The 12,958-nt window shown below is 59.0% G+C and carries 11 protein-coding genes; 3 read left to right on the forward strand and 8 right to left on the reverse strand.

Annotation, left to right across the window (positions count from 1 at the left end):
- Positions 1-34: 34 nt before the first annotated feature.
- From glnT to QM780_RS13840, 3 genes are all read left to right on the forward strand, one after another.
- Positions 35-1,342: a type III glutamate--ammonia ligase gene (gene glnT / locus QM780_RS13830; protein WP_415071034.1), complete on the forward strand. Its 1,308-nt coding sequence runs from the start codon at positions 35-37 to the stop codon at positions 1,340-1,342.
- A 213-nt stretch (positions 1,343-1,555) separates the two neighbouring features.
- Positions 1,556-2,728 (forward strand): FIST N-terminal domain-containing protein, encoded by a 1,173-nt coding sequence (locus QM780_RS13835; protein ID WP_415071035.1) that lies wholly within the window; start codon positions 1,556-1,558, stop codon positions 2,726-2,728.
- Positions 2,725-4,092: a hybrid sensor histidine kinase/response regulator gene (locus tag QM780_RS13840; protein WP_415071036.1), complete on the forward strand. Its 1,368-nt coding sequence runs from the start codon at positions 2,725-2,727 to the stop codon at positions 4,090-4,092. The genes QM780_RS13835 and QM780_RS13840 overlap by 4 nt, the downstream gene beginning before the upstream one ends.
- Positions 4,093-4,102: 10 nt before the next feature.
- Here the strand turns inward: QM780_RS13840 and QM780_RS13845 are convergent, their stop codons facing one another.
- The 8 genes from QM780_RS13845 to QM780_RS13880 all read right to left on the reverse strand — a co-directional run bounded on the left by QM780_RS13845 (position 4,103) and on the right by QM780_RS13880 (position 12,955).
- The gene (locus QM780_RS13845) at positions 4,103-4,774 is read right to left on the reverse strand and encodes a response regulator (RefSeq protein ID WP_415071037.1); all 672 of its coding nucleotides are present in this window, start codon (positions 4,772-4,774) and stop codon (positions 4,103-4,105) included.
- A gap of 236 nt (positions 4,775-5,010) precedes the next feature.
- Positions 5,011-7,485, reverse strand: a complete 2,475-nt coding sequence (gene hrpB, locus QM780_RS13850; protein WP_415071038.1) for an ATP-dependent helicase HrpB — start codon at positions 7,483-7,485, stop codon at positions 5,011-5,013.
- A gap of 43 nt (positions 7,486-7,528) precedes the next feature.
- On the reverse strand, positions 7,529-8,203 hold the full coding sequence (rpe, locus tag QM780_RS13855; protein WP_415071039.1) for a ribulose-phosphate 3-epimerase: 675 nt from the start codon (positions 8,201-8,203) through the stop codon (positions 7,529-7,531).
- A 24-nt stretch (positions 8,204-8,227) separates the two neighbouring features.
- On the reverse strand, positions 8,228-9,103 hold the full coding sequence (locus tag QM780_RS13860; protein ID WP_415071040.1) for a phosphoribulokinase: 876 nt from the start codon (positions 9,101-9,103) through the stop codon (positions 8,228-8,230).
- Positions 9,104-9,142: 39 nt separating this feature from the next.
- On the reverse strand, positions 9,143-10,186 hold the full coding sequence (locus QM780_RS13865) for a class 1 fructose-bisphosphatase (RefSeq protein ID WP_415071041.1): 1,044 nt from the start codon (positions 10,184-10,186) through the stop codon (positions 9,143-9,145).
- 230 nt (positions 10,187-10,416) lie between these two features.
- Positions 10,417-11,157 carry a peptidase gene (locus QM780_RS13870; protein ID WP_415071042.1) on the reverse strand — a complete coding sequence of 247 codons (741 nt, stop codon included), beginning with the start codon at positions 11,155-11,157 and terminating at the stop codon, positions 10,417-10,419.
- Positions 11,158-11,184: 27 nt separating this feature from the next.
- The gene (locus QM780_RS13875; RefSeq protein WP_415071043.1) at positions 11,185-11,997 is read right to left on the reverse strand and encodes a transglutaminase family protein; all 813 of its coding nucleotides are present in this window, start codon (positions 11,995-11,997) and stop codon (positions 11,185-11,187) included.
- Positions 11,998-12,007: 10 nt separating this feature from the next.
- Positions 12,008-12,955, reverse strand: coding sequence for an alpha-E domain-containing protein (locus QM780_RS13880; protein ID WP_415071044.1), 948 nt, complete (start codon positions 12,953-12,955; stop codon positions 12,008-12,010).
- Positions 12,956-12,958: the final 3 nt, after the last annotated feature.

Genomic DNA, 12,958 nt, shown 5'->3' on the forward strand with positions numbered 1-12,958 from the left:
CAAGAATGAAACGCAAGCGTTGAGGATAGACAGCATGGCCCAGGACCTCGCCCAGCTCGCCAAGGAGCGCGGCATTCGTTATTTCATGATTTCCTATACGGACCTCTTCGGTTCGCAACGGGCGAAGCTTGTCCCGGCAGCGGCAATCGCAGACATGCAAAAAGACGGTGCAGGCTTCGCGGGCTTCGCGACATGGCTCGATATGACGCCGGCGCATCCCGATCTTTTCGGCATGCCGGACCCTTCGAGCGTCATCCAGCTGCCGTGGAGAAAAGACGTCGCCTGGGTCGCCGCCGACTGCGTGATGGAAGACAAGCAGGTTCCGCAGGCGCCTCGTGTCGTCCTCAAGAAGCTGATGGCTGAGGCGGCAGAGCTTGGGCTTTACGTCAAGACCGGCGTCGAGTGCGAGTTCTTCCTGATCTCGCCGGAAGGCACCGAGATCTCCGACGACAAGGATAATGCATCGAAGCCCTGCTACGATCAGCAAGCGTTGATGCGCCGCTACGATATCATCGCCGAGATCTGCGATAGCATGTTGGAACTCGGGTGGGGCCCCTATCAGAACGATCACGAAGACGCCAACGGCCAGTTCGAAATGAACTGGAACTTCGATGACGCACTGGTGACGGCCGATCGGCACTCGTTCTTCAAGTTCATGACTCGATCGATCGCCGAGAAACACGGTCTTCGCGCGACGTTCATGCCAAAGCCTTTCGCCGGGCTCACCGGCAACGGCTGCCATGCTCACATTTCAGTGTGGGACAAGGACGGCAAGACGAACATGTTCTACGACGGCTCCGACGAAATGGGACTGTCGCAGCAGGGCTATCATTTTCTCGGCGGTATCATGAAGCACGCCGAGGCGCTGGCCGCGATCACGAACCCGACCGTCAACTCGTATAAGCGCATCAATGCGCCGCGCACTCTTTCCGGCGCAACCTGGTCGCCCAATACGGTGACGTGGACGGGCAACAATCGCACGCACATGGTCCGCGTTCCGGGTAAGGGCCGGTTCGAGTTGCGTCTGCCGGATGGGGCTGTCAATCCCTACCTCCTGCAGGCCGTCATCATCGCTGCCGGTCTCGACGGCATACGCAGCAAGGCCGATCCGGGCAAGCGTCTCGACATCGACATGTACCAGCTGGGACATACGGTAAAGGACGCTCCGCGCCTGCCCCTCAACCTGCTCGACGCCATTCGTGCCTTCGACAAGGATGCTTCCCTCAAGAGCGCGCTCGGAGATGAATTCTCCGCCGCCTACATCAAGCTTAAATCCGAAAATTGGAACTCGTACGTATCCCACTTCACGGATTGGGAACGCGCGAACACGCTCGATTGCTAAAACCTCCGCTTTACCTAGACTTGCTAGCCATCTTGCCCCGACCGCGACGCGGCCGGGGCTTTTTCATTTTGAGGCTTTGGCATGGCGCCCCGAAACACCGTAAAGAACGTTCCAATACAGACGTTGTTTGGTCGAAATTGTTGTGGCAGATTCGATCAAAAAGCGATCAACAAGAAACTCGCGTCGCCTCGCGACCGAGGAATTTGAGATTACATGTCCATCAAAACTTTTCGTGCGGCATGCGGCGTCCGCGTGGTGGCGAGCACTCTTTCATCCGAGGAAGCAGTATCGGCCGCGCACGCCGAACTCGCCGATGGCGTCTTTCAACACATCATCGTTTTCTTTTCCGTCAACCACGACCCTGATCTCCTTATCAAGCTTTTGAAGAGTCATTTCCCTGACGTGTCGGTGTCGGGCTGCAGCACTTCGGGTGAGGTCGGCCCTCTCGGCATGACGGAGGGCGGGATCGTCTTCATCGCTTTCCCTGAGGCTGGCTTCCGGATCATGAGCGAGGTCATTCCGGACATCGATAAGGGCGGCGTCGAGCGCGCGTCGGAGATTGCGCGACGCTTGCGGGTGCAGATGATCACCGGAGTGTCGCGGGCGGCGCGCGAGAACATTTTCGCGATGGTCCTTGTCGACGGACTTTCGGATCGTGAGGAACCGCTGGCGGCAGCATTGCATTGGTCTCTCGACGACATGGAACTCGTCGGCGGATCTGCCGGCGATGGATTTGCATTCAAAAAGACCGCGCTCATCCACCGAGGCAATCTTGTCCGGCGCGGGGCCATCCTCTTCGTTATCGAAACAACGTCACCATTTCGGGTGTTTAAAACACAGAACTTCGAACCTACTCCGATCAGGCTTGTGGTCACGGCCGCCGACAGCGAAAACCGCATCGTCTATGATCTCAATGCCGAACCTGCGGCGAGCGAATATGCGTCCGCGATCGGCGTTTCCGTCGATGAACTCGGCCCATCGAGCTTCGCCGCTTATCCGTTGATCGTGAGAGTCGGCGGCGAATACTTCGGCCGGTCGATCCGAAACATGAATTCAGACGGCAGCTTGTCATTCTTTTGTGCAATCGACGAAGGTCTGGTTTTTACCGTCGGACGTCCGCGTGATATGGTCAGTTCAACGCTTGAAACCCTTCAACATCTCGATGCAGATCTGGGCGGGATTGATTTCGTCCTTGGCTTTGACTGCATCTTGAGGCGTCTCGACGCTGAAACGGGGCAGAACCGTCACGCGGTTGAGGAAATCTACGGGCGTTTCGGGCTCGCTGGATTTTATACGTACGGCGAGCAGTTCAATGCGATGCATCTCAATCAGACATTGACCGGGATCGCTTTTTCCAAGTCTCAAAGAAGACTTTTGCCGCCATGAACGACGAAGAGGATCCGTCAGAGCAATTGCCGTCACGGCAATCGGACCTTCGTCGCGTGGTCGATAAGCTTCGCAAAATCAATGCCGCGCTCATGAAGCGCGTTGAACATTCCATGGATCAGCAAGCCAGTTCCTTCTCGCTGTTCCAGACCGCGATCAATCAGGAAGCGCAGATCAGGCGGCGAACCGAAGAACTCAATCTGGCGTTGACCAAGCTTGCGCATACCAACCTAGAACTCAGCAAAGCGCGCGACGAGGCAGAACGCGCCAACGTCTTCAAAACCCGGTTCTTCACTTCGGTCGGACACGATTTGCTGCAACCTCTTCACGCGGCTCGATTGACGCTTTCGGAATTGTCGGATGCGCAGCACGAGGCGGACAATAAAAGACTGGCACTGAATATTTCTACGGCACTGGTCAGCATCGAAGAACTCCTGACCAGCATTCTCGATATCTCCAAGCTCGAAGCCGGCGTTTTCGTGCCGAACATCCAGTCCGTGATTCTAGAGGCCATCTTCGAACAGGTCGCAAATAGCCTGGAGCCTGTGGCGCGGAGAAAATGCCTGCGATTTCACTGGCGCAAGACCGATCTCGCGGTCCGTTCCGATCCGCTCATGCTCCGGCGGATTGTTCAAAATCTGCTGGCAAACGCGGCGCATTACACGGAAGCGGGAGGCATTCTTCTGGCTGCGCGTCCACGCGGTGATGACGTGGCTATTGAAGTTTGGGATACAGGCCAGGGCATCCCCGAACAGGAGCAGCAGCGCATCTTCGAAGAGTTTCAGCGCGGGAGTGCATCGGAACGTCTTGGCAGTTTGGGCTTCGGTCTTGGATTGGCGATCGTCCGCCGCATGGCCGATGCCCTTGGCCATCGCCTTGAACTGCAGTCGCGTGTTGGGCACGGCTCGCGCTTTTCAGTTTTCGCACCGTCCGCGGCCGCCCTGGCCGGTGCACGGCTGCCGCTCGGCGTTTCCAGCAACGAAAGCAATTCTTTCTTCGCCCGGCAGGTTATCGTCGTCGACGACGACCTGACCGTCCTTGCCGCTATGCAAACTCTGCTCTCGCGGTGGGGCGCCGATGTTCGTCCCGCTCGCGATCTTGAGGATGTGGGAGACATTCTCTCAGATCCGACGTTCTCGCCGGCTATCGTCCTCGCCGATTATCACTTGGATGAGGGAATTTTTGGCATCGACATCGTGCGCAGAATTCGCCGTCGCCTGGCTTCCGACATACCAGCAATTCTTATCACAGCGGACCGTACGGATGCCGCTGCGGAAGCGGCCATGCGTTCGCAATGTGAGTTGCTTCTCAAGCCCATTCGGCCAAGCGAATTGCGGGCGCTGATGAAGCATCTGCTCGGCTGAGAAACGGACGTCAGCTGCTGTTCGCATCCCCCAGGATGATGCTGAAGTCGATTTTCTGGGCTTCAATCACTGCTTGCGTCCGAGACGATACATTCAGCTTTCGCAAAATTTCGGAAACATGCGCCTTCACCGTCGTTTCCTCGATCTGCAGTTCGTGGGCGATCTGCTTATTCAGCAACCCCTGACGAAGCATCTTCAGAACGCTCAATTGCTTGGGCGTCAATGTTCGCAAGCGGCGGACGACGTCACTTCGCGTTTCGGACGTCACCATTTCCGGCGGGCGATAGCCTTTCGGCAGAGTCAGCGAGCCATCCATGACGTCTTTGATCGCCGCTGCAATTTCTGCCCGGTCTGCCGATTTCGAAATAAAGCCGGCGGCGCCATAGCGCATGACGTCCTGCACGATACGCGGATCTTCGAGCGCTGACACGACGACGATCGGAAGACGTGGATAGAGTGTTCTCAGTTCAAGGAGGCCGTCGAATCCCTGGGTGCCAGGCAGGGCGAGATCGAGCAACACCACGTCAAAGGAAATCCCGCCATTGAGCTGGCTCTTCGCGGCTTCGATTGAAACCGCAGGATAGGTAATCGTTTCTGCGAATGCGCTAGAAATTGCCCTCTGCAAAGCTTCGACGAAAAGGGGGTGATCATCGACAATCAGAATGTGCGCCGGCACAGACAATATATACCTCCGAAATTCCGCTAGGAGCGCGTATCGGGCCCCCGACGAAGCAATCCAAATGCCGCTATCCTGCGGCAAACGAACGCGGAATTTGTCTTAACTCGCCAAGGTGCGGGGCAACAAACACGACTTTGGTCGTAAGCGCTCTGTGAGCGATTGATCAATCAAATGAATTTTTAGACTGAGTAGCCGCGAAACCGCTTCTTCGCACGTGCGCTTTCAGGCGAAGGTAAACTCTACCATGAATGTTTTCGCGTTTTTGCACGCGCGGTGGGCAACGCAGTTGCGGGGTCTTCCGGCCACTCGTGTTTGGGGTACTGGCCGCGCATGTCCGCCCTTACCGAACGCCATGATCCGGCCCAGAAACCGGGCAAATCCCTGGTTATCTGGATAGGCCGGTGCGCCGGAGACAGCAGGTGCAGCGTTAGAAGCAATCGACCTCGCGCTATGGAGGGGTGCTCTCGCAAGCCAAAAAGTTCCTGGACGCGAATATGAACGGCCGGCGCGCCCTCGCTTTCGTAATCGATCAAATGAGCATTACCGGTCGGAGCGGCGAAATGCGTGGGTGCCTCATTGTCGAGACGCTGGCGCATCGCGCGCGGAAGCAGCACGCTTAACGCATTCTCCAGCGTCTCGCCGTTGACCTCGGACGCGCGCGACTTGCCGAGCAAAAATGGACCGAGCCATTGTTCGGCAGTTGTGGCGAGGGCGGTGTCCGAAAGATCCGGCCAGTTGTCGTCTTCCTGGCGCAGGAAAGAGACACGGGCGCGAAGCTGCGACTGCGTTTTCGTCCAGGGCAGGGACGCGATTCCCTGCTCGGCCAATCCCCGCGCCAACACGGATGCAACATCATCATCGGATTCGAGCGTTCGGGCTTCGCTTTGCAGCGTGATGGCTCCGAGACGGCGAACCCGTTTTGCGCGGACGGCACGTGCGTCCTTGTCGAAGACGACCTCATCGCGCGTTTCGATTGCACCGGCGGCGATGTTTTCGACTTCCGCTTCATCGGACGCCAGTGCCGCCAGAATGCGCGTCGCGGCGGCGCGTCCCTGCATCTCGGCGACGACGAGGAAAGGCGCGGATGCCAAGTGATGGCCGTCTTCGATCTGTCCGGCTCTGCCGTTTGCCAAAACGAAACTTCCGCGCTTGCCGCGATTTTTTGCAATACGATCGGGATAAGCAAGCGCGAGCGTCGCCGCGACGGATAGACTTTGCTTGCCGGGTGCGGCGGCCGTCGCCATGTTCTGCCACTGGCGCACGAGCGAACGCATTGCCTCGGCGCGTTGCGAACGATCATGACGGAATCGCTCAAGCCGCTGCAAAAGATCGATATCATTTCCGCCAACTCCGCGCTCAACCAGAACAGCAGCCAATTCGGAGGCTTGTCTGGCGTCGCCGCTTTCACCGGCTTTGATGATCATGCGTGCCAGCCTCGGCGGCAGCGGAAAGGAGCGCAGACGCCGGCCATCGGCGGTGATGCGGCCGTCCGGTGTGAGTGCGCCAATCGCTTCGAGACCGGCGCGCGCCGCAGCGAGCGCACCTTCGCCCGGAGGATCGAGCCAGCGAAGCTTACGCGGATCGCCCGCTCCCCATTCAGCGCAGTCGAGCAGCAGGCTTGAAAGATCGGCGGACCGAATTTCCGGGTCTGCAAAAGGCGCAAGACCCTGCGTCTCGGGCTCGTTCCACAGGCGATAGCACACCCCGGGCTCGGTTCTGCCCGCGCGGCCGCGGCGTTGATCCGCCGAGGCACGGGAGACGCGGACGGTCTCGAGCCGCGTTATGCCGATATCCGGTTCATAACGGGGAACACGCGCGACGCCACTGTCGATGACGACGCGAACACCTTCTATCGTCAGCGACGTTTCGGCGATCGACGTCGCGAGGACGATCTTTCTGCGCCCTGGATTCGATGGAGCGATCGCACGATCTTGCGCCGACGGATCGAGGCCGCCGTAGAGCGGAACGACATCGACATTTGAAGGCAGTGCATGATTACCGAGACGTTCTGCAACGCGCGAGATTTCGCCCTGACCGGGGAGGAAGACCAAAACAGATCCCGATTCGGCGGCCGTTGCCCGGAGTGTCGCGGCGACAATATCGTCTTCCAGGCGTGCAGCGTTTCGGCCGAGATAGCGTGTCTCAATCGGGAAGGTGCGACCCTGGCTCTCGATCACCGGCGCGTTGCCGAGCATGGTTGAGACTGATCTCGCTTCGAGCGTCGCCGACATCACGACGATCTTGAGATCGGGACGTAGCGCGGAGCGCGCATCAAGCGCGAGAGCAAGGCCCAGATCAGCATCGAGCGAGCGCTCGTGAAATTCGTCAAAGAGAACGGCGGCGACGCCACGCAGCTCAGGATCGTCGAGGATCATGCGCGTGAACACGCCTTCGGTCACGACCTCGACGGCGACGTGAGGTCCTGTTCTAGAATTGAGACGAGCTCGCAGGCCGATATCGTCGCCAAGGCGGCTGCCGACCGTTGCCGCCATGCGCTCGGCAGCGGCGCGGGCCGCGATGCGCCGAGGCTCTAGGACCAGGATCTTGCCGTCGGCACGCCACGGCTCGTCGAGCAGTGCAAGCGGCACGCGCGTCGTCTTGCCTGCGCCCGGTGCGGCAACAAGCACGGCCGAACCATGCACGCGCAGTGCCGAACGAAGATCGTCGAGGACAGCATCGATCGGAAGCGGATCGGATAACCGGCGGTCAATCATGGGCGGTGGAAATATGCCGTCGCGCCGGCAAATCAAGGGCTTTCTAGCTGGCCGATGTCGCGGCCTTGCGAATAGCGTCGATGTTGGCGCGATAGCTCGCTTCGCTTCCGCCTTTGAAGACGGCCGAGCCGGCGACCAGGACGTTCGCGCCGGCCTTGGCGACGAGCGGTGCCGTCTCCGGTGTAACTCCGCCATCGACTTCGATGTCGATAGGACGCGATCCGATCATCGCCTTTACGCGACGGATCTTATCGACGACTGAGGGAATGAACGACTGACCGCCGAAGCCCGGGTTGACGCTCATCAGCAAAATGAGATCGAGGCGGTCAAGAACGTATTCGATCACGTTTTCTGGGGTAGAGGGATTGAGTGAAACTCCGGCCTTCTTGCCGAGTGCGCGGATTGCCTGAAGCGAGCGGTCGAGATGCGGGCCCGCCTCGGCGTGAACGGTTATGATGTCAGCGCCGGCGGCGGCGAAATCGGCGAGATAAACATCGACCGGTGCGATCATCAGATGCACATCGAAGATTTTCTTCGAGGCGCCGCGCACGGCTTTGATCACGGGGGCGCCGTACGTAATGTTCGGAACGAAGTGACCATCCATGACATCGCAGTGGATCCAATCGGCACCGGCGGCGTCAACGGTCCTGATCTCATCGCCAAGCTTGCTGAAATCGGCCGAGAGAATTGAGGGGGCGATCAGGAGAGGGCGCGTCACTGGCTACCTTTCGCAAATGGTGGGTCAGATGACCCGACGGCGCCGTTCGACAAGCTGCAAAATGAGCGGCGTCAGGATGAGCTGCATGGCGAGATCGAGCTTGCTGCCGGGAATCACGATCGAGTTGGCACGCGACATGAAGCTATCGTGGATCATCGACAGGAGATACGCGAAATCAATGCCGCGGGGCTCCTTGAAGCGGATAATCACCATCGATTCGTCAGGCGTTGGAATCCAACGGGCGATGAACGGGTTCGAGGTGTCGACCGTCGGGATGCGCTGGAAGTTGATGTCCGTCTGGGTAAACTGCGGACAGATATACTGCACGTAATCGGGCATTCGTCGCAGAATGGATTGGGTTACATCTTCGGTCGTGTAACCCCGTTCGCTGCGATCACGCTGGATTTTCTGAATCCATTCGAGGTTGATGACGGGCACGACGCCGATGCGCAAATCGGCATGGCGGGCGACGTTGTTCTCGCCGGTGACGATGGCGCCATGCAGACCTTCATAGAGCAGAAGGTCTGTATCGGGCTCGATCTCTTCCCATGGCGTGAATGTGCCGATGGGCGCGCCTAACGTCCGCGCTTCCACTTCATCGTGAACGTAATGACGATTGAGTCCTCGGCCGCCCTCGGCGTAAGTGCGAAACAGGGTTTCCAACTCGCCAATGAGATTCGCTTCAAGACCGAAGTGACTGAAATTGTGGTTGCCGCGTTTGGCTGCGGCTTTCATCGCCTTTTCCATGCCGCAGCGATCGTAGCGATGGAATGCGTCGCCCTGCACGAATGCGGCTTTGACATGCTCGCGGCGAAAGATGTTGTCGAAGGTCTGTTTAACCGACGTCGTGCCTGCGCCGGACGAACCGGTGACGGAGATGATCGGATGCTTAATGGACATTGACGAGGCTCGATGCGGTTCTCTTCTGCACTCAGGATGCTACTGCAATGCTCTGAAAAGACCGCGGCGGCCAAAGAGCGGCGAGCGATCGCCCTTGAATTCCTGGCCACTGTAGATGCGCATAACCCTATCGACCTCATCTCGTGATCCGCAAATCAGCGGAGTTTTTTGATGCAGAGCGGCCGGCACGACGTCAAGCACACGGTCTCGGCCTGTGGTCGCGCGTCCGCCCGCCTGTTCCATGATCCAACTCAGCGGATTGGCTTCGTACATGAGGCGAATGCGACCCTGATGGAAGCCTTTTCTGCGATCTCCAGGATAAAGGTAAATGCCGCCCCTGGTCAGGATGCGGTAGACGTCGGCGACGGGCGAACCTGTCCAGCGCATGTTGAAATCATGCCCGCGCGGCCCGTTGGCGCCGTTCTCGCAATCATGGATATAGATGCGTATCGGATCGTCCCAGTGACGGGCATTGGAGGCGTTGATCGCATATTCCGAGGCTTCGGGAGGGATCGAGACGTTCCGCTGCGTAAGATGGTAAATCTCGGTCTTGCGGTCGAGCGTGAAGATTTGCGTGCCGTGGCCGACGGTCAGCGCCAGGATCGTCTGAGGACCATAAACGAAGAACCCTGCAGCCAATTGGTGGGAGCCCGGGCGTAGAAATGCCGCTTCGCCATCCGAGGATGGGTGGCGCGGCAGAATCGCGAATATCGTGCCGACCGAGACGTTCGCGTCGACGTTCGAAGATCCATCCAGAGGATCGGTCGCAACGAGAAGCGGAGCATCCTTTTTGAGAGCAATGGGAAGTTCCGCCTCTTCCGAGGCCAGCGCCGCGACAGGGGCGTCTTGCAAGGCGGATACGATCACTTCATTGGCGAAGACGTCGATTTCCTTCTGCTCGTCGAGTTCACCCGCTCGCGCCACGATACGGCCCAGCCGGTTATCGAGGGCGCCCCGTCCGATGATATCCGCAAGACGGATGCTGGCTCCCGCGAGCGCAAGAACGGTGTCGGCCACCTGACCGCGGGTGCGGCCCTCCAGCGTCCAATTCGAAAGATACTCCTTAAGCGTCGGGAGACCCATTATGCCCTTCCAGCGCCTACCTGCCCTTCACGACCTCCGCTTATCTAAACGTAACTCAGGAAGAGAATCGAGACTGCTCTTTCGCTAATCGCGTGCAAAGGCAAACGAGGGCGCCGTTTTGCTGGGGTGCAGCATGGATTTCAGCGGCCGCATGTTGTAGCCGCCGCCTTTGACCGGCGACACGAGGGCTGCACACCATCTTAAATCATCGCGCCGAGCACGCCGCAAATTCAGACGTCGAACTCTTCGATCTTGGAGAACGCCTGCCTTAACGCGTCGGACCACGCGCCGGAGAGATTGCGGAAATACTCGTCGTCAGCGCTGATCCGCTTCTCTCGCGTGACGTCAAAAGTGTCGCGCTCGTAAATAACGAGGTCGATCGGCATGCCGACCGAAAGATTGGAGCGCAGCGTCGAGTCGAATGAGAGCAAAATCAGCTTCGCCGCCTCTCCGAGACGCATGTCGGCACGCGCGACACGATCGAGAATGGGCTTTCCGTACTTGTGCTCGCCGATCTGGAAGAACGGAGTATCGTCGGTGGCTTCGATGAAGTTGCCTTCCGGGTAGATCTGGAACAGCCGCGGCCGCTCGCCTTTGATCTGGCCGCCGAAGATGAAGTTGGTGTTGAAGCCAAGCTTGCTGGCTTCGAGCGCGGCGGCGTCGATCTTGCGCGCCTCGCGAACGGCGTCGCCGACAACCCGGGCTGCCCGATACATATTCGGGGCGGTGTAGAGCGTCGCCACTTCTTCGTCTTCGCCTGGCTCGGCGGCGAGATGCTCGTTGATCAAGCTGACGACGGACTGCGTGGCACCAAGGTTGCCGGCGCTCAAAAGCACGAAGACCCGTTCTCCCGGGCGGCGCCATAGCTGCAATTTTTTATATTGCGCGATGTTATCGACGCCAGCGTTGGTCCGCGTGTCGGCCGCGAACACAAGTCCGCACTCCAGGCGGAATGCTACGGCGTAAGTCATGCAATCGTCTCCGAAGTCGGCAGGCCACTACTGTTGCTGGCTGCTCTGCTGCTGAACTTCGACGATGACGTCAAGCTCTTCGTTGGCAATTCCTCTACGAGAGCCGCGAATTGGGGCTGCATAGCTCGAATCGAGGCCAGAGGCGAGCCGCACGTACTTGTCCGTCGGACAAAGCCGGTTGGCCGGATCGAAGCCGACCCAGCCCAAGCTATCGAGCCAAATTTCCGCCCAGCCATGGTTAGCGTCGGAGGGTTCGTTGGCTCCGGTCAGGACGTAGCCGCTGACGTAGCGGGCGGGAAGGCCCAGCGATCGCGCGGCGGCGATAAAGACGTGGGCGTGATCCTGACAGACGCCCTTGCCCTCCTTCAGGGCTTCGGCGGCGGTGGTGTGCGCGTTAGTGGCGCCAACCTCGTAGTCAATGGCGTCGCGGACGGCATGCATGAGATTGTGCATGCCGCGGATATCGCCTTTGGCACCGGCGGCACTTGCCAGCGCCCGGATGTCTTCGGTCGGCAAAGTCTTGGGGGTGAATCGCCGATAGACCCGGACCGGTGCGGGATCCGTCAGACCGCGGACGACGCCAGCGCGGTCTTCGGTCTCGACGACACCTTTGGCGATGATCAACGATTCGGAATGTTCTTCCGTGGAGTTGGCCAGATAAACCATATTGCCGAAACCGTCGCGAAAGGGCTTTACGGCGTCAATGCCCGGCGCGCTGACGCGCCATTCAACAACGCGTTGGCCCTGAAAATTCGGAGGCGTCAGGCGGAGAGCCAAAATCGAATACTTCGTCGGCTCGCTGTAGACGTAACGCGAAACGTGCCCAATCGAAATACGCATCGCCAGATCCTCAATCGCTGAAGTGGTAAGCGGTGGAGATCTCGTTCCCGAGCTTGTTGTTGCGGGTGATGAAGTCCTGCACGAATTCATGCAGACCCGATTGGAAGATGTTCTGGATGTCCGCCTCTAGCAGAAGGTCGCGTGTCGATTCCGCCGTCGTCTGGCAATCATGACGGGCGCCATAAAACACGGCGATATCGCGCAGAGCCAAGGTCAGTTCGTCATAGCAAGAACGCAGAGAGCGCGGCATTTGCCGGTTGAGGATCAGGAAATCTGCGATCTTCAACGGCCGGTAATGATCCTTGAAAACCCAGCGGTAGCTGCGGTGGGCCGAGACCGACCTCAACAGCGCCGCCCATTGATAGTTGTCCTTCTCGCTTCCGACCATCTCACTCGAGGGCAGCAAATGGTAGTATTTGACGTCCAGAATGCGGGCTGTGCTGTCGGCGCGCTCAATGAAGGTGCCGACCTGGCTAAAATAGAAAGTATCGTTGCGCAGGATCGTGTTCAGCATGGCACCGCGATAGAGCGCCGAACGCGACCGCACCCAATCGAGAAGCTCCGGAAGCGAGTTCGACGTCACCTCCGACGGCCGGATTGCGGAGAATTCCAGCCAGGAACTGTTCAAGCTCTCCCACATTTCGCGCGTCAGAGCAGTGCGTTGAGCCCGGCCGTTGCGGCGGGCGGCCGCGAGACACGATGCTATGCTCGACGGATTCGACGTATCGAAAAGCATATAGTCGATGACGTTCTGCGAAATCAGTTCGCCGTGCCGCTGCACATAGCCTTGAAGACACCCAGCGCTTTCGAGCGTCGACCGCCATTCCTCGTGAAAGCCTTCGCCTTCGCGCGGGAGCAGCACGATGCGATAGCCGACCTCCAGCAGGCGGGCTATGTTTTCCGCGCGCTCGATATAGCGCGACAGCCAATAAAGATCGTTTGCGGTACGTCCAAGCATTCC

The organism is Hyphomicrobium sp. (genome assembly GCF_047600905.1).
GTDB lineage: Bacteria > Pseudomonadota > Alphaproteobacteria > Rhizobiales > Hyphomicrobiaceae > Hyphomicrobium_B.